The organism is Salinicola aestuarinus, from assembly GCF_003206645.1.
Classification (GTDB): Bacteria; Pseudomonadota; Gammaproteobacteria; order Pseudomonadales; family Halomonadaceae; genus Salinicola; species Salinicola aestuarinus.
This window is the reverse complement of record NZ_PZJP01000006.1, coordinates 274,195-296,759: the sequence shown is the minus strand read 5'-3', so window position 1 is coordinate 296,759 and position 22,565 is coordinate 274,195. Positions and strand designations below refer to the sequence as shown.

Sequence of the window (22,565 nt, the reverse complement as noted above, 5' to 3'; positions counted from 1 at the left end):
CTACGAGGACGTTACTCCAGACCGTGGGCAGATTGGAGACGCGCCCCAGCGTTAGCCAGACGCGAGGGCTTCGCCGGCGTGAACGCCGAGCTGCTTGCGCACCCAGTTCAGCTCTCGTGCCACTGCCATCTCCACTGAGGTGTCGCGCAGCCTCTCCGGTAGTGCCTGCCATGTATAGGTCTCCACTTCCAGGTGTTGCGAGATCGGTCGGGCACGGTGCAGCGCCAGAATCTCGCTGAGAAAATCACGGGTGGTCCCGAACGGCGGAATCTCAGCGACGAAGATCGGCACATGGAAGTGCACTCGCCACTCCTCGCCGTCCTGGCGTTCGGGGTCCTCGAGCGCCTCGGGCAGATCGGCGTAGCGTGCAAGCCCGTTTGGCGTCTTCGCGACCACTTGGTGCAGGTAGGTCGGTTCGCAGAACTCGGCGAGGCGCTCTCGGGCGGCAGCGTCCAACGAGGGCACCCGCAGCGCTGTGCTCAGCTGCAGTTTGTGAATGGGGATGCCGGCCTCCTGCAGGGCGACGAGCGAGCCGGCGGGGTCTTCATATTCCACGGCGGCGTGGCAGACGTCGTAGCAGAGGCCCAGATGTCGTGGCAGTGCCGCGGTGGCCTCGAAAACGGAGAGTCCGGTGAGCGCGGCGAGTGTCTCGGCGGCTTGGTCGCTAAAAAGGTAGGTCTTGAAGAACGCGAGCGTGTCCTCGATCGTCTCCAGAAAACAGTGCGGTTCCGGCTCCAGCGCAAGCGCGATGACGACGTCGGTTTCGTGGGCGAGCCACACGCAGTGTGCCACTGCCTTGATAAGGTTCTCCGCCATCGGGGCTTCACTGCCCACGCCGAGGGGGCGAAAGGTGCCGGGGACGGTGCTCAGGCTCAGCGTGTCTCCCGGGGCGGCGAGCTCGACCATCAGATCCGCCAGCCAGCAGGTGTAGTCGAGTCGCGCCCGCCGTTTCCAGTCCGGCTGATAGACCGCCTGCTTGACCGGCACGCCGTGAAAGGGGCCGAAGGGGAAGCCGTTCATGCTGACGAGGCGGTAGTTCTCGCGCGTCATGATGGCCTTCAGTTCGGCTCGCGCGTCGGGATCGCGAAGCTCCTCCAGGGCCTGTGCCGAGAGGCGCAGGCCAACGCCAAAAGGGGCCTCCGGGGCGACGGCCTGATGCACTCGCTTGAGCGGGCCGAGCAGCGCCTCGCGCACCGCTCCCCAGGTCTGCGTGGGGTGAATGTTGAGACAGTAGGTCAGTTGACCCAGATCGTTACCGAGGTGCATGACAGCGGGCCTCCTGTTGCAGCCATTCGATGGCATCGATGACCAGGGCCTCATCGACGTGATCGACCTCGACCCCGCGGCCAACGGCCGCCAGCATCGTCACGCTCATGTCCCCGCCGAGATGTTCGCGGAATTCGCGAAGCCCCTTCAGCAGGGCAGGGCGACCGTCGTCGTCGAGTTCGAGCAGCTGGGGATGGAAGAGCGGCAGGCCGAGCCGCTTGAGTAGCCAGACGAGCCGGCACTCGACACCCGCGGGGAGTAACCCGGCGAGTACGGCATAGCGGGCATCGAGGGCGATGCCGATCGCCACCGCATCACCGTGACTGACGGCGTTGTGGGTGAGTGTTTCGAGCTTGTGCGCCGACCAGTGGCCGTAGTCCAGCGGTCGCGCCGAGCCGAGTTCGAAGGGGTCGCCTCCGCGTCCGATCTGCTGCAGGTGCAGCGCGGCGCTACGCCGGATCATCGCCTCCTCCGCCTCGGCATCGAAGATGGCCAGGCGGTCGGCGTGGACTTCGAGCCAGTCGAAAAACGATGCATCGCGGATCAGCGCGACCTTGATCGCTTCCGAGAGCCCCGCCAGTCGATCGCGGCGCGGTAGCGTGCTCAGGAAGTCGAAGTCGTTGAGTACTGCCCAAGGGGGAGCGAAGGTGCCGATGAAGTTCTTGCTGTTGCGAAAGTTGATCGCGTTCTTGACCCCGACGCCGCTGTCGTTCTGCGACAGCACCGTGGTGGGCAGACGGACCAGGCGCACCCCGCGGTGGGCGACACCTGCAGCAAGCCCCACGGCGTCAAGAAGGGCGCCGCCGCCGATGGCGATGACGAAGGATTGGCGGTCGACGCCGTGGCGCTGCACATCGTCGAGTACGCGCTGGACGACATTGATGTCGCGTTTGATCACCTCGCCGCCGGGCAGCACCACCGGCGAGCCGAGCAGCTGCAGACGCTCCGCGTGGGCGGCGAAGTAGGCGACCAGCCGCGCATTGAGGTCGGGCCAGGTCAGGGCGACGTTGGCGTCGATGTAGATCAGGCAGCGGTGACGTCGGGCGGGCTCGCGACGCGCGATGACATCGACGAGCAGCGAGTTGTCCGTCGCCAGCAGCTCGCGGGTGAAGGCCACCGGGTAGTCGAACGCCACGTCAAAGCGCTGCCAGTAGAGTGACGCCAGCGGCGAGGCGGGTTCGCCATCGTTGGCCGGGGCGTCGGCGACACGGGTGGCGTCGCTATCCAGGGCGTCGGGACGCGTCGCGCCGTCGCCGTTGGGGAACGAGACTGCGGATCGGATCATGGGGCTTGTCTGCGTAGAGGGCCGTAACAGCGAAGGCCGATAGGGTGAGAGCCAAAAGCAATGGAGCCGAAAGGCAACGCGGGCCGTCTTCTGCACTCGGCGGCCTCACGATGACCCGACTAGCTTCGGCGCTCCGCGGCGCTGGGGACAAGAATGGTTCTTTTGCTACGCAGGATGAGCCTGGCCTGGGGCGCAAGCATGACGCCCCGGCCCAGACGGCGGCTCGTGCCGCCCGGTTTGCCGGCGTTGATCGCTCAGCGAACCGAGGCTTCTTCGACGTCGTCGAGCCGGTCGGCGCGGCGCAGCACCGGGAAGGCCCACATCCAGAGCCCGACCACGCCGAGGGTGCCTACCGCACCGAGCACCGCCGCCGGCACGGTGCCGAACCAGGCGGCGGTAACGCCGGATTCGAACTCGCCGAGCTCGTTCGAGGCGCCGATGAACAGCATGTTCACGGCGTTGACCCGGCCCCGCATTTCGTCGGGCGTGGCGAGCTGCAGAAGTGTCAACCGGACGTAGACGCTGATCATGTCCGCGGCGCCTGCGATCAGTAACGCGCCGAACGATAGCCAGAACCAGTGCGACAGGGCGAAGACGAGATTGGCGAGCCCGAACACGGCGACCGCGGCGAACATGACCAGTCCGGCGTGGCGTTTGATGGCGCGAACGCCCAGGTAGAGGCCCATCAACAGCGCGCCAATCGCGACGGCGCTTCTCAGCGCGCCAAGCCCTTCCGGGCCGACGTGAAGGATCTCGTGGGCATACACCGGCAGCAGGGCGATGATGCCGCCGAAGAGCACGGCGAACAGATCCAGCGAGATCACACCGAGAATCACCGGGCGCGTGCGAATGTAATGAATGCCGGCGGTGAAGCGCTGCCAGGCGGTGTCATCGGAGTGGGTTCGTGTGAAGGCGTAGCGTACCGGCACCCCGAACAGGGTGAGCTGGGCGAGCAGGAAACAGCCGAGCACCACGCCGTAGGTCGTCGCCGGTCCGAGGGCATAGAGAAGCCCGCCCAGCAGGGGGCCGCCGATCACCCCGATCTTCATGATCGAAGAGTTGAGCGCGATCGCCTCGCCCAGGCGCGCCCTGGGAACGATCTGCGGCAGCAGGCTCTGCAGCGTCGGCCCGGTGAAGGCACGGGCGGCGCCGAAGAGCACCAGCACCGCGTAGAAAGGCAGCGCGCTGGTTGGAGAGGCGAGCGACAGTCCAATCAGCGCCGCACTGCAGAGTCCCTGGGCCAACCAGCTCAGCTGCAGGATGCGCTTGCGATCGAAGCGGTCGACCACATCGCCGGCGGGCAGTAGCAGCACCACCATGGGCAGGAACTGAGCGAGGCCGACATAGCCGAGCGTCAGCGGATCTCGGGTGAGATCGTAGACCTGCCAGGCGACAACGATCGCCTGAATCTGCATGGCGAAGACCGCCGCGAGGCGCGCGACGAGGAAGGGGCCAAAGCCGGGCTGGCGATAGACCGGCACGTTGTCGACGTCAGCCGACCGCAACGCGTCCGTCTCGGCGGATGCCTCGGTGGCTGGGCGATCGGAGGGGGAGGGTTGGGACGACTTGTCGATGGTCTGGCTCATGGCGCCTGCGGTTCGGGATTGAAAACTAGCCTGCTAACCGCTAAAGCATACGCGCTTGTGACGGCAAAAACCGCCGAGGCGGGATCGACGGGGCGGGGAGAGCGCGTGGAGCGACAGTCTGCACTGGAGGTAGTCCGGGTCCCTGTGCCGGGAGAGGCGCCGTCTTGACACGACACCGCCGATGGGGAGGCGCTCGTATCAGCCCGGGTATGGCGCCGTTTTGCACCGTTATTCCTCTTCTTGTCGATCAGGCGCGGCCGTATAGTACGCTCGCTTTCATCCGCGAACGGGTGAGCGTTCCCTTCCTTAGTCTTGCTTCATCGCCGCGACCCTGGCGCTGCGGCTCCATTCGAGGTTCGTCGGCCCTATGTCTCGGCAGCTGCTCTCTCTGGCGCTGGCACCGCTTCTTGGCTTGTTCATTCTGGGGATCGGCAACGGTTTCCTCGCCTCGCTAATCACGCTGCGGCTCGACGCCGCGGGCGAGTCGGCCACCACCATCGGCTGGGTCTCGGCGGCGTACTACATCGGTCTGGCGGTGGGAGCCCTGGTCAATGACCGGCTGCTACTGCGCATCGGGCACATCCGCGCCTACGCCTGCTTCGCGTCTCTCGTCGCGGTCACGGTGCTGCTGCAGGGGCTGTGGCTCAACGCGGGGCTCTGGTTCACGCTGCGTCTGGTCGGCGGGTGGGCGACGCTGGGTGTCTATCTGGTCATCGAGAGCTGGCTGCTCACCGCCGCCGATGCCCGCGTTCGCGGCCGGCTGCTCGCGCTCTACATGATTTCGCTTTACGGCGCCGGTGTCGTCGGTCAGCTGCTACTCGGCGTTGCCGATGGCGCCGGCGTCAGTCAGCCGTTCATGATCGTGGCGATCCTGGCGTCGTTGTCGGTGCTGCCGCTGGGGATGATCCCGCGAGTCTCACCGCTGATGGAGCACTCCGAACCGCTGTCACCCTGGCGGCTGATCACGCTGACGCCGACCGGGGTGATGGGCTGCTTTGGCTCGGGGCTGGTGATTTCTGCGGTCTACAGCCTGCTGCCCCTCTATCTGCAGCGGAGTGGGCTCGACGTCCAGAACATCGGCGAGATGATGGCGGTGCTGATTCTCGGCGGCATGCTGTTGCAGTATCCCATTGGCCGCTGGTCGGACCGTCATGACCGCCAGATCGTGCTGATCATCATTTCGGCGACGATGACCGCCATCTGTGCGGCGATCGCGCTGCTGCCGGCGGTGGCCGGCTTGCTACCGGTAGCCCTGTTTTTGCTCGGTGGGGGCGTCTTTGCCATCTATCCGGTGGCGGTGAGTCACGCCGCTGACCGTGCACCGGCAGGGGCGCTGGTGCGCATGAGTCAGGGGCTGCTGCTGATCAACGCCCTGGGCGCGACCTTGAGTCCGCCGCTGATCACGCCGTTGATCGCCCTTGTGGGCGATGCGGGGTTCTTTCTTGGCCTGGCTTCACTCGGGATCGGGCTGGGCAGCTTTTTTGTCTGGCGACGTAGCCAGCGCCCGGCGCCGACGCCTGTCGCCCCGTTCAACTCCAATCCGCCACAGTCTGTCATGGGGGCGGAGCTGATGGTCACCGAAGCGCTCGTCCAGGGCGCGATTGAGCACGAGCACAAGGAAGACCTGTCGCAGGTCGTGCCGGAAGTTGAAACGGCGATGCCAGACTCGGCGACGCCCTCCAGCGCAAGCTGATCAAAAGGGGACGGGGCGCCTAACGCGCAGGATCGAGAGTGTTGTTGAGCGAGGCGTTGCGCCGAAACCAGCCGGCGATGCTGGTGCGCGAACGTTGGGTGGGCAGTACCTCGTGGGGAATGCGGTCTGACAGGAAGCAGACGAAAGTGCCTGCCTCGGGGATGACGCGGCCCACTTCGCGCTCGGTGTCATGCTCGTCGAACAGGGCCATCTCGCCGCCTGCGTCTGCCGGCCATCCCGAGTTCAGATAGAGCACCGTCGAGATGACCCGGTTGGCCCGTCCGCGAAAGCTGTCGAAATGCTTGCGGTAGAACGCGCCGGGGGGATAGTGCGCGAAGTGCGCCTCGAACTCGAACAGCCCCAGATAGAGCGCTGCGTTGATCTCGCGCTGAAGCTCGCCCATCAGCTCGAGATAGCGCCGCTGCGCCAGGCTCTCTCGGTCGAGCCAGCGAATGGCGTCGCCGCGGATGTCACGACGCAGCGTATGCGTCTCGCCGCGGCCGATGCCCGCCGCCTGCAGCGCATCGTTCGCCTCGAGCGCCTCGATTTCGCTGAACAGCGATTGACAGAGGCCGGCGTCGACGAACCGCTCGCCGACGTGGAAACCGTGCTCGACCAGACCGTCGATCAACGCCGGGAGCCGGTTGACGTCGCAGGCCGAGAGCGCGGTGGGTGGCGCCGGGTTGGCGGCAGTCGGACGATCGGCGGTATCGGTCATGGCAACGGCTCCAGAGAGGGTCGGGCAATGGCTCAGTGCGGTGGCGATGATGACGAGAGGGGCGCGGTAGCACGCCGGCGGCGGGGATGATAGTGCAGTTCACCCTGCGCTGGCGGATGTGTCATCGAGATGGGCTGGGCGAAGCCGACGGCCAGCAGCTCTACCAGCATCATCGCCGAAAGCCCCCAGATGACGTGATCATCGACACGGTAGCTGGGAACATAGACATCCGCATCGTCCATCGGGATCACGTCGGTGTGGGTGCGTCGATCCTCGAAGAAGTGCGTCAGTGGCACTTCGAATAGGGCAGCGATCTCCCCGGGCTCGGCGACGAGCGGGAGATCCGGCGGTACGATGCCGACGAAGGGTGTCACTCGCAGGCCGTGTAGCGACATGACATCGCTCAGCCGACCAATGACCTCCACGCTGGCCGCCTGCAGGGCGATCTCTTCACGGGATTCGCGCAGCGCCGTCGCCAGTAGATCCGTATCTTGCGCCTCGCGTTTGCCACCGGGGAAAGCCACCTGGCCGGCATGCTGTGTGAGATGCGCGGTGCGGCGGGTGAACAGCAGCGTCGGTACGGGGCGGTCGACGATGGGCAGCAGCACGGCGGCCTGGGTGAAGGCGTCGTCGAGTCTTGCGGGGCGATGCGCTTGCAGGCGTTCGCGAAGATTCTCTAACATGCGTTGCTGCCCCTGTTTGGCTGGCCCCTCCGATGGGTGCCTGGCAGGCTTTGCAAGGCATCACCGAACTCAAGAGGCGCCGATGAATTACTGTAGCCACTGCGGCAGTGCCGTGCGTTTTGCCGTTCCCGAGGACGATGACCGTCCACGCTTTCTCTGCGATGCCTGCGGCACCATCCATTATCAGAACCCGCGCATCGTCGCCGGGACCTTGCCGGTCGCGGGCGAGCGGGTTCTGCTCTGTCGTCGGGCCATCTCGCCGCGCAAGGGCTTCTGGACGCTGCCGGCGGGTTACATGGAGAACGGCGAGACCGTCGAAGAGGCCGCGCTGCGTGAAACCCGCGAGGAAGCCCGAGCAGCGGTCATCGAGCCGTCACTCTACACGCTGATCAGTTTGCCGCACATCAATCAGGTCTACATGATCTTTCGCGGGGAGCTTGAAGGCGACTACGCCGCTGGCCCCGAGAGCCTGGAGGTCGAACTCTTCACCGAGAGCGAGATCCCCTGGGACGAGCTCGCCTTTCCCACCATCGAGCGAACGCTCAAGCACTTCTTCGATGATCGCCGCCGCGATGCCTTCGAGCTCCATCTCAGCCGCATCGGTGCCGAAGAGCGCGAGCGCTATTTCGGTTCGGCCTGACGCGACTGTCCGATGACCGCGTCCGGCGGCCGGCGGTGGGCCGCCTGTCACGATGATGGCATAATGTGGCCCCCCGCTGACCGCGCCGTCCGGCGCCGTCGCAGGTGAGTTCACGGATTATCGTCGATCGGGATGGGGTGCAATGGGTAAATGGGTCATTCTGGTTCTGGCCGTCATGCTGGGGCTGATGCAGTACCGGCTGTGGGGCGGCGAGGGCGGTGTTCGTGAATTCAACGACATTCAGGCCCGGGCCGACACGCTCGAAAGTGCCACCGACACGCTCAAGGCGCGCAATGACCGTCTCGCGGCGGAAGTGGTGGACCTGAAAAACGGTCTCGACGCGATCGAAGAGCGCGCCCGCAGCGATCTTGGCATGGTGCGTCAGGATGAGCATTTTTACTGGGTGCCGGACGTCGATGTCGATGCCGGCCCGGCCGCCCGGACCGGCGTGGTGCAGCCATGACGCTCTGGCTGATCGTTCCCGCCGCCGGTCGTGGCACTCGCATGCAAGCCGACCGTCCCAAACAGTATCTCTCGCTCGAGGGGCGCAGCGTGCTCGCCCGCACCCTCGAACGCCTTCATCTCGCCTTTCCCGAGGCGACACTCCGGCTGTGTCTCGACCCGGAAGATGCGCATTTCGCGCCTGATGACGTCCCCTTCACTCGCTGGCAGCGTGTGGATGGCGGCGGCGAGCGGGCCGACAGCGTGCGCCGGGGGCTTTCGTCGTTGGCCGAGGAGGCCGTCGACGATGACTGGGTGCTGGTTCACGATGCCGCGCGTCCCTGCGTTCCCCTCGAGGATCTAGCGGCTCTGCGCGAAGCGCTGGAGCACGAAGCGATCGGTGCGCTGCTTGCCGTCCCCGCTGCCGACACCATGAAACGCGCCGATGCGCGCGGTCGCGTCAGCCATACCGAGCCCCGCGAAGGGCTCTGGCACGCGCTGACGCCGCAGGCTTTTCGTTTCGATCTGCTGCGTCAGGCGCTGGATGCCGCTCTCGCTACTGGCACGGCGGTAACCGACGAAGCCTCCGCGATCGAGGCGATGGGGCTGGCGCCCCGGCTGGTGCAGGGCAGCCGCGACAACCTCAAGATCACCCGTCCCGAAGACCTGGGTATGGCGGCACGCATTCTCGCGCTGCAGCACGCCCTTATCGATAGCTCCAACGACACCCCCAGCGATACCCCCAGCAATCAGGAGATCGAAGCATGACGTTGCGCATCGGCCACGGGTTCGACGTCCACCGTTTTGGAGAGGGCGACCACCTGATGATCGGCGGCGTTCGGCTGCCATTCGACCGCGGCTTCGTTGCCCACTCCGACGGCGACGTCCTGCTTCATGCGGTCAGCGATGCACTCCTCGGCGCCTGCGCGCTGGGTGATATCGGCCGACACTTCCCGGACACCGACCCTGCCTGGAAAGGGGCCGATAGCCGCGCCTTGCTGCGCCATGTCGTTTCGCTGATTCACGTAGAGGGCTACCGCGTCGGCAATCTCGACGCGACAATTCTCGCCCAGGCCCCGCGCATGGCGGAGTGGATTCTCCCCATGCGTGAGAAGCTTGCCGCCGATCTCGGTATCGAGATCGGCGCGGTCAACGTCAAGGCGACCACGACCGAGCGCCTCGGTTTCACGGGACGCGGCGAAGGCATCGCCGCCGAGGCGGTGGCACTGCTGACAGCGGTGGGCTCGTGAGCGAAGCGCAAGCTGTCTGGCCGCCGCAATGGGCCTATGTCGAGGGCGAGCCGACGCTAGCCGGCAGCTATCGGCAGCGACCGGAAGAGTTCGTGGTCGACGAGGTGCTCGGCTTCACGCCGGAAGGCGAAGGCGAGCATCTCTGGGTGTGGGTCGAGAAGCGAGGTGTGACAACCCCGGATCTGGCGCGCTTGCTCGCCAAGCGCGCCGAGATTGCGGTGCGCGACGTGGGATTCAGCGGGCTGAAGGATCGCGACGGCGTCACCCGTCAGTGGCTGTCGCTGGCGCTACCGGGGCGTGAACTCGCCGCCGGGTGGGACGACGGCCTCGCCGAGCGTGGTGTTCAGGTACTCGACGCCCGGCGTCATCCGCGGAAATTGAAGCGCGGCGTGCACCGCGCCAATCGCTTCAGTCTGCGCCTGCGGGGCGAGGCGACCGCCGCCTCGGCGACCTTCGAACGCTGGCAGCGCCGAGTGGCGGAGGGGATACCCAACTATTTCGGTCCGCAGCGATTCGGTCCCGGCGGGCGTAATTTGCAGCGCGCGGAAGCCCTTTTCGCCCGCGGCTGGCGCAAGCGCGATGACCCCCAGGGTCTGCTGTTGTCGACGGCCAGAAGCTATCTTTTCAATGAGGTGCTGTCGGCGCGAGTCGCCGATGGTAGCTGGTGTCGCGCCATCGCCGGCGACGTGTTCAATCTCGACGGCAGCAACAGCCGTTTCGCCGCCGAGACCCTCGATGCGGCGCTCGAAGCACGGCTCGCCAGCGGAGATCTCCATCCCACGGCGATGCTCTGGGGCGTGGGGCGGCTGGAGAGTGCCGGCGAGGTCGCCGAGCGCGAAACCCGGATCGCCAACGCCCACCCCACGCTGCGCGATGGTCTGGAGGCCGCCGGGGCGCGACAGGCCAGGCGCCCGCTACGGGTGCGTCTGGCCGACCCCGAATGGCGGACCACGGACGATGGCGTCGAGCTATCGTTCACCCTGCCCAGAGGTGCTTTCGCGACCGCGTTGCTGCGCGAGCTTTTCACGGACGCCAGCCTGACGTGAAGCCCGAGGGAATCACTCGTCACGCGATCAGACTGACAAGCCACGACCGATCAGGAGCGAAGTGATGCGAAGACTGCTGCTATCCAATGACGACGGTGTCCACGCGCCCGGGCTCAAGGCGCTGGCCAGTGCCCTCGAGCCGCACGCGCGTCTGCGCGTCGTCGCCCCGGATCGCGACATGAGCGCCGCGAGCAACTCGCTGACGCTCACGCGCCCTCTGGCGCTGACGGCGATGGACGGGGGGTTCTATTGCGTCGATGGCACGCCGGCGGACTGCGTCTATCTGGGTGTTAACGGCGTGTGGGAGGAGAAGCCCGATCTCGTCATCTCCGGTATCAACCACGGCGGCAATCTGGGTGACGACGTACTCTATTCGGGTACCGTGGCTGCGGCGATGGAGGGGCGCAATCTGGGCATGGCGGCGATCGCCATCTCGCTGTGCGGCCAGCGCCACTTCGATACCGCCGGTAAGGTCGCGGCCAGTCTGGTAGAGGCGGCGGGTAACCTGTCCCTGCCGCCGCGAAGCCTGCTCAATGTCAACGTCCCCGATCTGCCATGGAGCGAGATCCGCGGATTTCGCGTCACACGGCTTGGCTATCGCGGGCCGGCGAGTCAACCGATCCATGTGCGTGATCCGCGCGGGCGGGATCGTTACTGGATCGCGGCGGTGTCGGAGAACGCCGACGATGGCCCGGACACTGACTTCGCCGCGATCGAGGGAGGCTTTGTCTCGATCACGCCGCTGCAAACCGATCTGACGCGTCATCAGACGCTTGGCGACGTACAGGGTTGGCTGGATGGACTGTCACACGTCTGAAGAGCTCAACGGCGTCGGCATGACGTCGCAACGAACCCGCAACCGAATGGTCGAACGACTGGCGGCGGCGGGTGTGCGTCATTCGGAGGTGCTCGAGGTGATGGCGACGACACCGCGCCATCTGTTTCTCGACGAGGCACTGTCGCACCGGGCCTACGAGGACACCTCGCTGCCGCTGGGCCTGGGACAGACGCTGTCGCAGCCCTGGATCGTCGCGCGCATGAGCGAGCTGGTAGCGCTGGCAGAACCTCAGAGGGTCCTGGAGATCGGCACCGGCTCGGGATATCAGACGCTGATTCTCTCCAGGCTGGTGGAGCGGGTCTGGAGCGTCGAGCGCATCGCTGCACTCAAGGCGCGCGCCGAGCAGCGCCTGGCGCGGCTCGGCGCGACCAACGTCTATCTGCGGCACGCCGATGGCGGCCTTGGCTGGCCACAGGCGGCGCCGTTCGATCTCATCCTGCTCACGGCGTGCGCCAATCATCTGCCGGCAACGCTGCTTTCACAGCTGCGCGACAACGGGGTCCTGATCGCCCCGGTCGAAGATGAGAGCGGGCGGCAGTGGCTCACCCGGGTTCGTCGGCGCGGCCAGGTATTCGATCATCAGCGGCTCGAGGAGGTCAGATTCGTGCCGCTACTGGAAGGAGTGATTCGTTGAAGCGTGTCTTGGCAACGGTTTTCAAGGGCATGGGCATGGGCGCGGCGGATGCCGTTCCCGGCGTTTCCGGCGGTACCATCGCGCTCATCGTGGGCATCTACGAGGAGCTGATCGAGACCATCAAACGCTTTGGGCCGGGTGCCGTCGGCGTCTGGCGCCGAGAGGGCTTGGGTGCGCTGATCGGCTATCTCAACCTGAGGTTTCTGGCGCCATTGGTGCTCGGTATTCTGATCAGTCTGGTGACGGTAGCGCATCTGGTCACCTGGTTGATGGCCCAGCATGAGCTGCTGCTCAACGCCTTTTTCTTCGGTCTGGTGCTCGCGTCGGTCTGGGCCGTCTGGCGTCAGGTCGAGCGCTGGCGCTGGCGCTACCTGTCTCCGGTACTTCTGGGGGCCATGGTGGCGCTCTACCTGCCGGCCCTGCTGCCGGACATGAGCCAGGCCGGCAATGGCATGCTGTTTCTCGCCGGTGCCATCGCGATCAGCGCGATGCTGATCCCTGGGGTGTCCGGGAGTTTTCTACTGCTCGTCATGGGGCTCTACGCCACCATCATGAGTGGAATCAAGAGTGCGGATATCGCCCTGATTGCGGTGTTTGGCGCCGGCTGCGCTGTGGGGCTCTTCACTTTCTCGCGGCTGCTGTCCTGGCTGCTACGCCGTCATCACGGCGTCACGCTGATGACGATTGCCGGCTTCATCATGGGCTCGCTGCCGCAGCTCTGGCCCTGGCGACAACTCGCCAGTTACCGTATGGACAGCGACGGTGCGGCAGTGCCACTGGCGTATCAGTACCACCTGCCGTGGGACTACACGGCGTATACCGGCGAGGGTTCACAGTGGCTGTTGTCGCTGTGTCTGATGGCGCTAGGGGTCGTGCTCGTCGCGTGGTTCGGCGAGCGCCGATCCGGGTGAAAGGCAACCGAAGCGGCGCGGATCGGCGCTTCCCCACGAAAAGGAATCTTCTCATGAACCATCGTCGTACTCTGCTGTTGCTCTCGTTACTCCCCGTCGCGGCCATGGGATTAAACGCCTGCACCACCTCGAGCGGCCGCCCGCAGGTGCAGGACTTGTCGGTGAGCCGTAGCAGTCAACCCAGCGACACCTATACGGTCAAGAACGGCGACACCATCTATGGTATCGCCTGGCAGAATCGGGTCGACTTTCGCGACCTGGCCCAGATCAATGCCATTTCGCCACCCTACCGCCTGCAGCCCGGGCAGCAGCTCAAGCTGAGACCGAATGCGAGTCTCTCCAGCCAGCCGCAGGTCGCCAGCAGTGCCGGCGGTGCAGCGACGGCGACCCCCCTGGGCGGGGCGAGCCGTGGTGCCGCTGGCGACAGCCAGGACAATCCGTCGTGGCTGCTGCCCTCGGCGGAGGGTTCGTCGGCTGGCGCGAGCCGTTCGACACAGACCGGTGGCAGTGGCCAGAACCGCGCGGCAGGCGCATCATCGACACAAGCGCCGACGTCGAGCGTGGCCTCGCGGGATCAGCGCGCGCCGGCGGCTTCCTCGACGCCACCGTCATCCGGCGCCGCCGCTAACGCCAGCCAGGCAGGGGATAGCGCACCGGCGGCCAGCGCTGACACGCAATCGTCATCCTCGTCTGCTTCCATGGCCAGCAGTACCCGTACCGCTGCCGGCAACGATGCGGGTACGGAAGTGGCTGGCGAGCCCAGCGGCGCGCCGGATCGCTCTGACCGGACCTATAAACCGGTAGAGGACGTGCCGTGGCAGTGGCCGGTCGATGGCCGCCTGGTCAGCAGTTTCGACGACCAGACGAGCATCACCCCCGGCATTGATATTGCCGGGCAAAAGGGGCAACCTGTGAAAGCGGCAGGGCCAGGGATTGTGGTGTATGCCGGCGACGGAGTGAGGGGATATGGAAACCTCATTATCCTCAAGCACAATGACCGTTTCTTGAGCGCCTACGCGCATAACGACACGTTGAGAGTCAAGGAGAACGATGTCGTCGAGGCCGGAGAGACGATAGCTACCATGGGGCAGACGGATGCTGACCAGGTACAGCTACATTTCGAGGTTCGCGTCAACGGCCAGCCTCAAGATCCGCTGCAATACCTTCCCAAACGCTGAACCGCGAACTGCGGTGCGGTATCGACGATGCCGCGAGCACCTTTCGAAACACCCGATTATCAGACGTCGAGATCGATGCAGTGGCAGCATCCATTCGATCTCGACGGGCGTATCGTCCCGGAGTGGGACGCTGTGCTCGTCGAGCGGGTGGGGTTGACGACCCCGCTCGACGGGGTGGGTGCTCGCGAGCCTCATGGAAAGCGTCAGAGTTAGCAAGGAACGCACGGTCGTCGTGAGTCGAATGGCGGCTCTCGGCGAGGTACTCAGCAAGCCCAGTTGGGGTAGTGGAGATGAGCATGCTTGAACAGGATATTCAGGATGTTGAGCTCGAAGGTGCCGGTCGATCGCAGACCGAAACCGAAAACACGGATGGCAAGGATGAAGAAAGCGCTTTCGAGAAAGCGCTGAACCGTGAGGAAAACAACTATCACCACAGTCTCGACGCGACACAGATCTATCTCAACGAGATCGGTTTTTCTCCGCTGCTGACGCCGCAGGAGGAAGTCCATTTCGGTCGGCTGGCGCAGGCCGGTGATCCGGCCGGTCGCCAGCGAATGATCGAGTCTAACCTGCGGCTGGTGGTCAAGATCGCCCGCCGCTATCTCAATCGCGGCCTGTCGCTGCTCGACCTTATCGAAGAGGGCAATCTCGGCCTGATTCGAGCCGTCGAGAAATTCGATCCGGAGCGCGGTTTTCGGTTCTCGACCTACGCGACCTGGTGGATTCGCCAGACCATCGAACGGGCGCTGATGAATCAGACACGGACGATTCGCCTGCCGATCCACGTCGTCAAGGAACTCAACATCTATCTGCGCGCCGCCCGCGAGCTCACCCAGAAGCTCGATCACGAGGCGACGGCGGAAGAGATCGCGGATCACCTCGACAAGCCGGTGGCGACGGTTAAGAAGATGCTCGGTCTCAACGAGCGCGTCTCCTCCGTCGACTACCCGATGGGGGCCGAGAGCGACAAGCCGCTGATCGATACGCTCGCTGACGAGAATGAGGAGGGCCCGGAGTCCAATCTGGTCGACGATGATGTCAAGACGCACGTCGACGAGTGGCTCGCCGAGCTCAGCGAGAAACAGCGCGAAGTCGTCGTCCGGCGGTTCGGACTGCGGGGTCACGAAGCGGCCACGCTCGAGGAGGTCGGCGAGGAGATCGGTCTGACCCGCGAGCGCGTCCGTCAGATTCAGGTCGAGGCGCTGAAAAAGTTGCGTCGCATGCTGGAAAAGCAGGGACTCTCGATGGACTCGATCTTCGAATAAGAGGCCGTTGATCGTCGAACAAAATGCCGCAAAGAGGGGGAAGAGTGCGGTGAGCCCAATGTGTAAAAGCGCTGCATCGCGCCCCTCGACTATTGATCCCACTGCTTACATGCGGCATTGTATGTAAACTTCTCGCCGAGGCGCTGACTCACTGTCAGCGCCTCGGCTGCTTTTCGAGCGGTGGCTGTCGGCGTCCGGCCGGCAACGCTAGTCGGCTCGAATCAGTCATTATCGAATGTCTAGGTCACATCAGGACGCGGCGATGGTCAGGTCAGCCAGTCGATCGGTCCCTGTTACCTAGCGCCCCACGATAGGAATCGTCTCGATGTCGCCTCATGTCCCGTTGCGCTCGCCTCTGCGATACGCCATTTCGCTGCTCGTTGCGGCGTCATTCGCTCCCACCGCCCAGGCCGCGGATCTGCTCTCCATCTCTCAGGATGCGCTTGACCACTCGGCCAGCCTGAACTCCTCTCGCTCGACGTTTCGCAGCACCGAAGCTTCGCAGGATGTCGCCCGGGGGGCGCTCCTGCCGCAGATTAGTGCTACCGGCAGTGTCTACCACTCCCGGACCCTAGAGAGTCAGGAGTACGACACCGGTAGCGCCGGCGGAGGTGGTGCGCAGGTGGGAGGCGGTGCAGGCGGCAGCTCCGACGACAACTACAACGGCAGCAGCCTCGGGGTCAGCGTCAGTCAGGCGCTATTCGACGCGACCAACTGGTTCGAGTACGAGCAGAGCAAGCAGCAGGTCGATCAGCAGGCGCTCCAGCTTGAGATCGACCAGCAGCAGCTGCTTTACGATGTCTCCTCGGCCTACTTCGAGATCTTGCGTGCCAAGGAAGTGCTCGAGGCGCGCCAGGCCCAGGAGAAGGCCATCTCGCGCCAGCAGGAGCAGGCGCAGGAGCAGTTTGACGTGGGCATCGTCGCCATCACCGACGTCAACGAAGCGAAAGCGGCCTTCGACTCGGCACGCGCGCAGAGAATCGCCGCTAAGAACGAGCTTCAGGTGAGCTTCGAGGCGTTGGAGCGCCTGACCGGCCAGCATTACGACAGCATCGAAGGGCTGACCGACGATCTGCCGATCGAGCCGCCCAAGCCCGCCAGCCGCACCGAATGGGTCGACCTGGCCATGCAGAGCAGCCCCTCGATTCAGTTTGCGCAGCAGGCGGTCGAACTGTCGCGAACCGGCGTCGACATTGCTCAGGCGGGCCACCTGCCGACGCTCAGCGCCTACGGCGACTACAACTACTCGAACAGCGATCAGGACCAGTTGCGCGGCCACAATGAGGGTGTGGAGTTCGGGGTACAGGCGAACCTGCCGATCTACACCGGGGGCTCGACGAGCGCCTCCGTCAGGCAGAATACTTACAGCCTGGAGGCGACCCAGTACGATTTCGAAGATCAGCGGCGCTTTACCACCCAGCAGGTTCGCTCGCTCTACACCCAGGTCGCCAACGACGTCGAGTCCGTCGATGCCCAGCGTGAGGCGATCGTCTCCAACCGCAGTGCGCTCGAAGCGACTCGCGCCGGCTACGACGTGGGAACGCGCAACATCGTGGATGTTCTCGATGCCGAGCAGTCGCTCTACGAAGCGATCTCGGACTATGCCGATGCCCGCTACACCTACGTGACCGACCTGCTCGAGCTTCGTCAGCAGGCGGGCACGCTCAGCCTCGACGTCCTGCGCTCGGTCAACGAGTGGCTGCAGGGTGACAGCGTGGCCATCGATATGTCCGATGACGGGATGGCGGCCATCGACGATATCGGCCAGCGCCCGGCTGCGCCGACGCCCTGAACCACTGCTTCTACAATCCCGCGCCGCTGCCTGGGTAGCGGCGTTTTTGCGAGAGTGTCTCCCGCTGGCTTCACTCGCAAGGTCATCCGCGACAGTCGCTCGCCGTCAAAACCGTTACCATGACAGGGTTCGACGGATGCGTATTCAGGAGTTGTCATGGCCCGGCCCCTCAAAGCCGAGATCGATCTCGACGCGTTGCGTCACAATTTTGATATCGCGGCGGGCCTAGCCCCCGACAGTCGTTCGATGGCGGTGATCAAGGCGGATGCCTACGGTCACGGTGCTCTGGCGTGCGCCCGCGCGCTGACGCCGAAGGCGCCGGCGTTCGGTGTCGCCTCGATCGAGGAGGCGCGAGCGCTGCGCGAGGCGGGTATCGAGACACCGCTGCTATTGCTGGAAGGCATATTCGAAGCTCGTGAACTGGAGATCGTCGACTCGCTCGACCTGTGGCAGGTGATTCATAGCGACTGGCAGATTGAGGCGCTATTCGCCTACACGCCACGCCGTGCGCTCACTGTCTGGCTCAAGCTCGATTCGGGGATGCACCGGCTGGGGTTTTCACCCGAGGCATTTCCGTCACGCTGGCGACAGCTCAGTCGCGCCACGGACCGGGTGGCCAATCTTCATCTCATCAGCCACTTCGCCAGTGCGGATCATGGCGATACCCAGCAGTTCGACGCTCAGCAAGAGACAGTCGTCAGGCTGGGGCGAGCGCTCGATGCCCCGCTGTGTGTCGCCAATTCGCCCGCCACGCTGGTCAAGCCTCAGAGTCACGGTGCCTGGAATCGCCCCGGCGTCATGCTCTACGGGGTCAATCCCGTTGATCCTTCCGTCGCCGCGTCGCCCCTGGAGTCACTCAGGCCCGTCATGACGCTGCGCTCGAAGCTGATCGCGATTCAGGCGGTGGATGGCGGAGAGCCGGTGGGCTATGGCGGGCGTTTTTGTACCGGCAGGGCGACACGCATCGGCGTGGTCGCGGCGGGCTATGGCGATGGCTATGATCGCCATGCACCGGATGGAACGCCCGTGCTGGTCGATGGCAGACGGTGTCGTCTCGCCGGGCGAGTGTCGATGGATATGCTGACGGTCGACCTCAGCGATCATCCCGACGCCCGTGTCGGCAGCGACGTCACGCTATGGGGACACGGCCTGCCGGTCGATGAGGTCGCAAAGCACTGCGACACGATCGCTTACACGCTGTTGACCGGGTTGCTGCCGCGCGTACCGCGACATTATTGGCAAGGCTCGACGGGCGAAACGCTTGCCGAGCGCGAGCACTGATCAGGAACTGTCATGGCCAAGAAAGTCTACCCTGCCAACCGCCTGCATCCCCGCTACTGGGGGACCTGGTCGCTGATCGGGCTCATGCGCCTTGGCGCCCTGCTGCCGTGGCGGTTGAAGCTCGCGCTCGGCAAGGGCTTGGGTCTTGCGACCTGGCGTCTGGCCAAGCGCCGTCGCCATATTACCGAGACCAACCTGTCGCTCTGCTTTCCCGAACTTGACGAACCGCAGCGCGCGGATCTGGTCCGGCGGACCTTCATCGCCAATGGCATCGGCGTCCTGGAAACGGCGACCGGCTGGTGCCGTGATCCCGAGCATCTGCGCCACCGCGTGACGTTTCGCGGCACCGAGCACATGGAGCGGGCGATGGCGCAGGGGAAGGGGGCGCTGATCATTGGCATTCACTTCTCGACCCTCGATCTCGGCGGGGCGCTGCACTCGCTCTTCTTCCCGGCAGACGTGGTCTATCGTCCCCACGACAACCCGGTGTTCGAGGACTTCATGACTCGGGCTCGACGGGGGATCTTCGGCGCTGCCATCGATCGCCATGATCTGCGCGGTGTGGTCCGTCGGATCAAGTCCGGTCATGCGGTCTGGTACTCCCCGGATCAGGACTTTGGCCGCGAGGTGAGCGTGTTCGCTCCGTTCTTTGGCGTCAATGCCGCATCGATCAAGCTCACCGCCAAGATCGCCCGCATGACGGGAGCACCGGTCATGCCGTTGATGTTCCATCGCAATCCGGACAATCACACCTATACGCTCGAGTACCTGCCTCCGCTCGACAATTTCCCCAGCGGCAACGACGAAGCGGATGCCGCGCAGGTGAATGCGTTCATCGAGGCAGCGATACGTCGACATCCGGAGCAGTATCTGTGGCTGCATCGGCGCTTCAAAACCCGCCCGCCGGGCGAGCCTTCACTCTATTGAGCGAAGCGAGTGGCCAAGGGTTTCAGGCCGCTTGCGAGCTTGACGTGATCGCGTGAAAGATCGAGTCTTAAGGAGCTCCCAGGGATATCGGGAGGAGGTTGCCGTGAAGCCGATGCAGAAGCGGCTGCGGCAAATGTAGCGTGCCACAACAGGAAGTAATGCCATGCTGAGTTATGCCGTGATTTTTCTGATCGTTGCCATCATCGCCGGGGTGCTCGGGTTCGGTGGCGTCGCCGGCGTTGCCGCCACCATTGCGAAAGTCCTTTTCGTGATTTTCCTCATCCTCTTCGTCGTCTCGCTGATTCGAGGACGAGGGCGCTGACCCCAACGGTGTGACCGTACAGCGCCAAGGCGCTGAGGCAACGAAAAACCCCCGCCAGACAAGCTCTGGCGGGGGTTTTCGCGTTCTCGAACCCATCACGCTGACGCGCTGATTCGAGCCGGTCTCACGCGACGCTGTCAGGCGTCGATGCGCTTGTACTTCATGCGCTTGGGCGTATCGCTGCCCACCCGCTTGCGATAGTCGGCTTCGTAATCGGTGTAGTTACCCTCGAACAGCACAACGTTCGAATCGCCCTCGTAGGCGAGGATATGCGTCGCGATTCGGTCGAGGAACCAGCGGTCGTGGGAGATGACCAGCGCGCAGCCCGGGAACGCGAGCAACGCCTCTTCCAGCGCGCGCAGGGTCTCGATGTCCAGGTCGTTGGACGGTTCGTCGAGCAGCAGCACGTTGGCGCCCTGCTTGAGGGTCTGTGCCAGCTGCAGACGGCCACGCTCACCGCCTGAGAGTTCGCTCAGACGCTTCTGCTGATCGGTGCCCTTGAAGTTGAAGCGGCCGACGTAGGCCCGCGACGACACTTCGTAGCCATTGATGTTGAGCATGTCGTGGCCGTCGGAGACCGCTTCCCACACCGTCTGGTTGTTGTCGAAGTGATCGCGAAGCTGCTCGACGTAGGCCACGTCGACGGTCTCGCCACGCACGACCTCACCACTGTCCGGCTGCTCCTTGCCATCGATCAGCTTGAACAGCGTCGACTTGCCGGCGCCGTTGCCGCCGACGATACCGACGATGCCGCCCGCCGGAATCTGGAACGACAGGTTGTCGAACAGCAGCTTGTCATCGAAGCGCTTGGAGACGTCGTGAAACTCGATGACCTTGTCGCCGAGGCGCGGCCCGGGCGGAATATAGATCTCGTTGGTCTCGTTACGCTTCTGGAAGTCACCGGACTGGAGTTCATCGAAGCGATTGAGACGCGCCTTGCTCTTGGCCTGACGCCCCTTGGCGTTCTGGCGAACCCAATCCAGCTCCTGCTTGATCGCCCGCTGACGACCGGCCTCGGCCTTGGCTTCCTGTTCGAGGCGTTTCTCCTTGGACTCGAGCCACTGGGAGTAATTGCCTTCGAAGGGAATGCCCTGGCCGCGGTCGAGCTCGAGAATCCAGCCGGCGACATTGTCCAGGAAGTAGCGATCGTGAGTGATCGCCACCACCGTACCCGGATAGTCGTGCAGGAAGCGTTCGAGCCAGGCAACCGATTCGGCGTCCAGGTGGTTGGTCGGCTCGTCGAGCAGCAGCATGTCCGGGCTCGACAGCAGCAGACGGCAGAGGGCGACGCGGCGCCGCTCGCCACCGGAAAGATGGCCGACGCGGGCATCCCAGGCTGGCAGGCGCAGCGCTTCGGCGGCCACCTCGAGCTTGCGCTCGATGTTGTGGGCGTCGGCGGCCTCGATGATGTTCTCGAGGCGACCCTGCTCCGCGGCGAGGGCGTCGAAATCGGCGTCCGGGTCGGCGTAGGCGACATAGACGGCTTCGAGCTTCTCCTGCGCTGCCTTGACCTCGCCGAGCGCTTCCTCGACGGTCTCGCGGACGCTCTTGTCGTCATCGAGCGCCGGCTCCTGCGGCAGGTAGCCAATATTGATACCGGGCATCGGACGGGCTTCGCCGTTGTATTCGGTATCGACGCCCGCCATGATCCGCAAAAGCGTCGACTTGCCCGCCCCGTTGAGGCCCAGAACGCCGATCTTGGCGCCCGGGAAGAAAGAGAGCGAGATATCCTTGAGAATCTCGCGCTTCGGGGGGACGACTTTGCCCACCCGGTTCATGGTGTAGACGTATTGCGCCATGGAAATCCGGTCGTATCGCGTTGGTAAGAGATGGGTCGCCGACAAGCCGGGACCAGAAAAGAGAATTCGAGACAGAAGCCCGGACGCGGGGCCCGGGACTCAGAGTAGGCAGGGTAAACGACTACCGGGGCAAATGCTAACGCCCCGGCGCGCGGCGAATCACTCCTCCTCGTCGGCGAAGTCGCGGTACCAATCGTCCTCGATGGCGCGCTTCAGGCGACGCTCTTCCAGCAGCGCCTCGACCTGTCGGCGGGCTTTCAAGGTGTCGATCTTGTCCGCCTTGCTGCTCCGCGGACGGTCGAACTGTTCGTCATTGACGGCATCGAGCACGTCCTGCTCGTCGGCATACTCTTCACGGCTCATGCTAAGCCCTCCCGATCAGTGGCATCTCGGTGATGCTAGAAGGCTATATATCGTCGAACGGGGGGGCGGGCAAGCCTAGGGGCTTTTAAAAAAACTATCGCCGCAATGGGCGGCGATAAAAACACGTGGGGCGTGAGCCGGGTTCAAGCCGAACTGCGTTCGGCCTTCAGCGCCTCCAGCTCCTGGAGCGCCTCGACCAGGCCGGTGACATCCTTCTGAACGCCGACGAAGTAGGTCAGTTGGTCCGCTTCATCGTGCACCGGGGTGATCGACAGCTCGTTCCAGAACTGGCTGCCGTCCTTGCGGTAGTTGCGCAGCACTTCGCGGCACGGCCGACCTTCGCGGAGGGCGGCTCGCACCCTGTCGATGGCGGGTTGGTCGCGGTCACCGTTTTGAAGAAAGCGGCAGTCGCGATAGAGGATCTCATCGATGCTGTAGCCGGTGAGTCGCTCGAAACCCTCATTGACGTAGATCAGGATGTTCTCGTCACCCTCCTGCTCGGCAACGACGATGCCGTCGTCGGAAGCGTTCACGATGCGCTCCAGCAGAGCGGGGCTGATCATAGGGGGACGTTTCTGGGTACTGGCCATCCTTGCCTCCAGGCGGGACATCCTTCGAATAGTCGGGGCGATACGCGTGTCATGATG

At 64.6% G+C, this 22,565-nt stretch carries 23 protein-coding genes; 15 read left to right on the top strand and 8 right to left on the bottom strand.

Annotation, left to right across the window (positions count from 1 at the left end):
- Window positions 1-51 precede the first annotated feature (51 nt).
- The 3 genes from eboE to DOM41_RS11055 all read right to left on the bottom strand — a co-directional run bounded on the left by eboE (window position 52) and on the right by DOM41_RS11055 (window position 4,137).
- Window positions 52-1,266: a metabolite traffic protein EboE gene (eboE, locus tag DOM41_RS11065; protein ID WP_110686915.1), complete on the bottom strand. Its 1,215-nt coding sequence runs from the start codon at window positions 1,264-1,266 to the stop codon at window positions 52-54.
- On the bottom strand, window positions 1,253-2,551 hold the full coding sequence (locus tag DOM41_RS11060) for a 3-dehydroquinate synthase (protein WP_110686914.1): 1,299 nt from the start codon (window positions 2,549-2,551) through the stop codon (window positions 1,253-1,255). Before DOM41_RS11060 ends, eboE begins: the two co-directional genes overlap by 14 nt.
- A 254-nt stretch (window positions 2,552-2,805) precedes the next feature.
- Entirely contained in the window at window positions 2,806-4,137 is a 1,332-nt protein-coding gene (locus tag DOM41_RS11055; RefSeq protein ID WP_110686913.1) for an MFS transporter, read from the bottom strand.
- 367 nt (window positions 4,138-4,504) lie between these two features.
- Between DOM41_RS11055 and DOM41_RS11050 the strand changes: the two genes are divergently transcribed.
- Window positions 4,505-5,830, top strand: coding sequence for an MFS transporter (locus DOM41_RS11050; protein WP_110686912.1), 1,326 nt, complete (start codon window positions 4,505-4,507; stop codon window positions 5,828-5,830).
- Window positions 5,831-5,849: 19 nt separating this feature from the next.
- Here DOM41_RS11050 and DOM41_RS11045 read toward each other — a convergent pair whose 3' ends face one another.
- Together DOM41_RS11045 and DOM41_RS11040 are read right to left on the bottom strand one after the other, a co-directional pair.
- A complete protein-coding gene (locus tag DOM41_RS11045; protein ID WP_110686911.1) occupies window positions 5,850-6,548 on the bottom strand; it encodes a 2OG-Fe(II) oxygenase in 699 nt (232 codons plus the stop codon).
- A gap of 32 nt (window positions 6,549-6,580) precedes the next feature.
- Window positions 6,581-7,231: a CoA pyrophosphatase gene (locus DOM41_RS11040; RefSeq protein ID WP_110686910.1), complete on the bottom strand. Its 651-nt coding sequence runs from the start codon at window positions 7,229-7,231 to the stop codon at window positions 6,581-6,583.
- Window positions 7,232-7,313: 82 nt separating this feature from the next.
- Here DOM41_RS11040 and DOM41_RS11035 point away from each other — a divergent pair, with 82 nt between their 5' ends.
- The 14 genes from DOM41_RS11035 to DOM41_RS10970 all read left to right on the top strand — a co-directional run bounded on the left by DOM41_RS11035 (window position 7,314) and on the right by DOM41_RS10970 (window position 19,756).
- Window positions 7,314-7,871: an NUDIX hydrolase gene (locus DOM41_RS11035; RefSeq protein WP_110686909.1), complete on the top strand. Its 558-nt coding sequence runs from the start codon at window positions 7,314-7,316 to the stop codon at window positions 7,869-7,871.
- Between the two features lie 142 nt (window positions 7,872-8,013).
- Window positions 8,014-8,334, top strand: a complete 321-nt coding sequence (gene ftsB, locus DOM41_RS11030) for a cell division protein FtsB (RefSeq protein WP_110686908.1) — start codon at window positions 8,014-8,016, stop codon at window positions 8,332-8,334.
- Window positions 8,331-9,080, top strand: a complete 750-nt coding sequence (ispD, locus tag DOM41_RS11025) for a 2-C-methyl-D-erythritol 4-phosphate cytidylyltransferase (protein ID WP_110686907.1) — start codon at window positions 8,331-8,333, stop codon at window positions 9,078-9,080. Before ftsB ends, ispD begins: the two co-directional genes overlap by 4 nt.
- A gap of 2 nt (window positions 9,081-9,082) precedes the next feature.
- Window positions 9,083-9,562, top strand: a complete 480-nt coding sequence (gene ispF / locus DOM41_RS11020; protein WP_110686961.1) for a 2-C-methyl-D-erythritol 2,4-cyclodiphosphate synthase — start codon at window positions 9,083-9,085, stop codon at window positions 9,560-9,562.
- Window positions 9,559-10,608, top strand: a complete 1,050-nt coding sequence (gene truD, locus DOM41_RS11015; protein WP_110686906.1) for a tRNA pseudouridine(13) synthase TruD — start codon at window positions 9,559-9,561, stop codon at window positions 10,606-10,608. Before ispF ends, truD begins: the two co-directional genes overlap by 4 nt.
- A gap of 64 nt (window positions 10,609-10,672) precedes the next feature.
- Entirely contained in the window at window positions 10,673-11,425 is a 753-nt protein-coding gene (gene surE / locus DOM41_RS11010) for a 5'/3'-nucleotidase SurE (RefSeq protein ID WP_110686905.1), read from the top strand.
- Window positions 11,426-11,444: 19 nt separating this feature from the next.
- A complete protein-coding gene (locus DOM41_RS11005; protein WP_245391813.1) occupies window positions 11,445-12,080 on the top strand; it encodes a protein-L-isoaspartate(D-aspartate) O-methyltransferase in 636 nt (211 codons plus the stop codon).
- Window positions 12,077-12,991, top strand: a complete 915-nt coding sequence (locus DOM41_RS11000; protein WP_110686903.1) for a DUF368 domain-containing protein — start codon at window positions 12,077-12,079, stop codon at window positions 12,989-12,991. Before DOM41_RS11005 ends, DOM41_RS11000 begins: the two co-directional genes overlap by 4 nt.
- Before the next feature lie 53 nt (window positions 12,992-13,044).
- A complete protein-coding gene (locus DOM41_RS10995) occupies window positions 13,045-14,169 on the top strand; it encodes a peptidoglycan DD-metalloendopeptidase family protein (protein WP_110686902.1) in 1,125 nt (374 codons plus the stop codon).
- Between the two features lie 290 nt (window positions 14,170-14,459).
- Entirely contained in the window at window positions 14,460-15,434 is a 975-nt protein-coding gene (gene rpoS / locus DOM41_RS10990) for an RNA polymerase sigma factor RpoS (protein ID WP_110686901.1), read from the top strand.
- 325 nt (window positions 15,435-15,759) lie between these two features.
- A complete protein-coding gene (locus DOM41_RS10985) occupies window positions 15,760-17,226 on the top strand; it encodes a TolC family outer membrane protein (protein ID WP_110686900.1) in 1,467 nt (488 codons plus the stop codon).
- Between the two features lie 156 nt (window positions 17,227-17,382).
- Window positions 17,383-18,507, top strand: coding sequence for an alanine racemase (alr, locus tag DOM41_RS10980; protein ID WP_110686899.1), 1,125 nt, complete (start codon window positions 17,383-17,385; stop codon window positions 18,505-18,507).
- A 12-nt stretch (window positions 18,508-18,519) separates the two neighbouring features.
- The gene (lpxL, locus tag DOM41_RS10975) at window positions 18,520-19,434 is read left to right on the top strand and encodes an LpxL/LpxP family Kdo(2)-lipid IV(A) lauroyl/palmitoleoyl acyltransferase (protein ID WP_110686898.1); all 915 of its coding nucleotides are present in this window, start codon (window positions 18,520-18,522) and stop codon (window positions 19,432-19,434) included.
- Between the two features lie 163 nt (window positions 19,435-19,597).
- Window positions 19,598-19,756 (top strand): DUF1328 domain-containing protein, encoded by a 159-nt coding sequence (locus DOM41_RS10970; protein WP_110686897.1) that lies wholly within the window; start codon window positions 19,598-19,600, stop codon window positions 19,754-19,756.
- Between the two features lie 137 nt (window positions 19,757-19,893).
- Here DOM41_RS10970 and ettA read toward each other — a convergent pair whose 3' ends face one another.
- From ettA to DOM41_RS10955, 3 genes are all read right to left on the bottom strand, one after another.
- On the bottom strand, window positions 19,894-21,555 hold the full coding sequence (gene ettA / locus DOM41_RS10965; protein WP_110686896.1) for an energy-dependent translational throttle protein EttA: 1,662 nt from the start codon (window positions 21,553-21,555) through the stop codon (window positions 19,894-19,896).
- Between the two features lie 159 nt (window positions 21,556-21,714).
- On the bottom strand, window positions 21,715-21,918 hold the full coding sequence (locus tag DOM41_RS10960) for a PA3496 family putative envelope integrity protein (protein ID WP_110686895.1): 204 nt from the start codon (window positions 21,916-21,918) through the stop codon (window positions 21,715-21,717).
- Window positions 21,919-22,061: 143 nt separating this feature from the next.
- Window positions 22,062-22,481 (bottom strand): PAS domain-containing protein, encoded by a 420-nt coding sequence (locus DOM41_RS10955; protein WP_110686894.1) that lies wholly within the window; start codon window positions 22,479-22,481, stop codon window positions 22,062-22,064.
- Window positions 22,482-22,565: the final 84 nt, after the last annotated feature.

Coding starts and splice junctions, on each gene's coding strand:
- eboE (WP_110686915.1), bottom strand. CDS start 1,266: ATGCACCTCGGTAACGATCTGGGTCAACTGACCTACTGTCTCAACATT.
- DOM41_RS11060 (WP_110686914.1), bottom strand. CDS start 2,551: ATGATCCGATCCGCAGTCTCGTTCCCCAACGGCGACGGCGCGACGCGT.
- DOM41_RS11055 (WP_110686913.1), bottom strand. CDS start 4,137: ATGAGCCAGACCATCGACAAGTCGTCCCAACCCTCCCCCTCCGATCGC.
- DOM41_RS11050 (WP_110686912.1), top strand. CDS start 4,505: ATGTCTCGGCAGCTGCTCTCTCTGGCGCTGGCACCGCTTCTTGGCTTG.
- DOM41_RS11045 (WP_110686911.1), bottom strand. CDS start 6,548: ATGACCGATACCGCCGATCGTCCGACTGCCGCCAACCCGGCGCCACCC.
- DOM41_RS11040 (WP_110686910.1), bottom strand. CDS start 7,231: ATGTTAGAGAATCTTCGCGAACGCCTGCAAGCGCATCGCCCCGCAAGA.
- DOM41_RS11035 (WP_110686909.1), top strand. CDS start 7,314: ATGAATTACTGTAGCCACTGCGGCAGTGCCGTGCGTTTTGCCGTTCCC.
- ftsB (WP_110686908.1), top strand. CDS start 8,014: ATGGGTAAATGGGTCATTCTGGTTCTGGCCGTCATGCTGGGGCTGATG.
- ispD (WP_110686907.1), top strand. CDS start 8,331: ATGACGCTCTGGCTGATCGTTCCCGCCGCCGGTCGTGGCACTCGCATG.
- surE (WP_110686905.1), top strand. CDS start 10,673: ATGCGAAGACTGCTGCTATCCAATGACGACGGTGTCCACGCGCCCGGG.
- DOM41_RS11005 (WP_245391813.1), top strand. CDS start 11,445: ATGACGTCGCAACGAACCCGCAACCGAATGGTCGAACGACTGGCGGCG.
- DOM41_RS10995 (WP_110686902.1), top strand. CDS start 13,045: ATGAACCATCGTCGTACTCTGCTGTTGCTCTCGTTACTCCCCGTCGCG.
- rpoS (WP_110686901.1), top strand. CDS start 14,460: ATGAGCATGCTTGAACAGGATATTCAGGATGTTGAGCTCGAAGGTGCC.
- DOM41_RS10985 (WP_110686900.1), top strand. CDS start 15,760: ATGTCGCCTCATGTCCCGTTGCGCTCGCCTCTGCGATACGCCATTTCG.
- alr (WP_110686899.1), top strand. CDS start 17,383: ATGGCCCGGCCCCTCAAAGCCGAGATCGATCTCGACGCGTTGCGTCAC.
- lpxL (WP_110686898.1), top strand. CDS start 18,520: ATGGCCAAGAAAGTCTACCCTGCCAACCGCCTGCATCCCCGCTACTGG.
- DOM41_RS10970 (WP_110686897.1), top strand. CDS start 19,598: ATGCTGAGTTATGCCGTGATTTTTCTGATCGTTGCCATCATCGCCGGG.
- ettA (WP_110686896.1), bottom strand. CDS start 21,555: ATGGCGCAATACGTCTACACCATGAACCGGGTGGGCAAAGTCGTCCCC.
- DOM41_RS10960 (WP_110686895.1), bottom strand. CDS start 21,918: ATGAGCCGTGAAGAGTATGCCGACGAGCAGGACGTGCTCGATGCCGTC.
- DOM41_RS10955 (WP_110686894.1), bottom strand. CDS start 22,481: ATGATCAGCCCCGCTCTGCTGGAGCGCATCGTGAACGCTTCCGACGAC.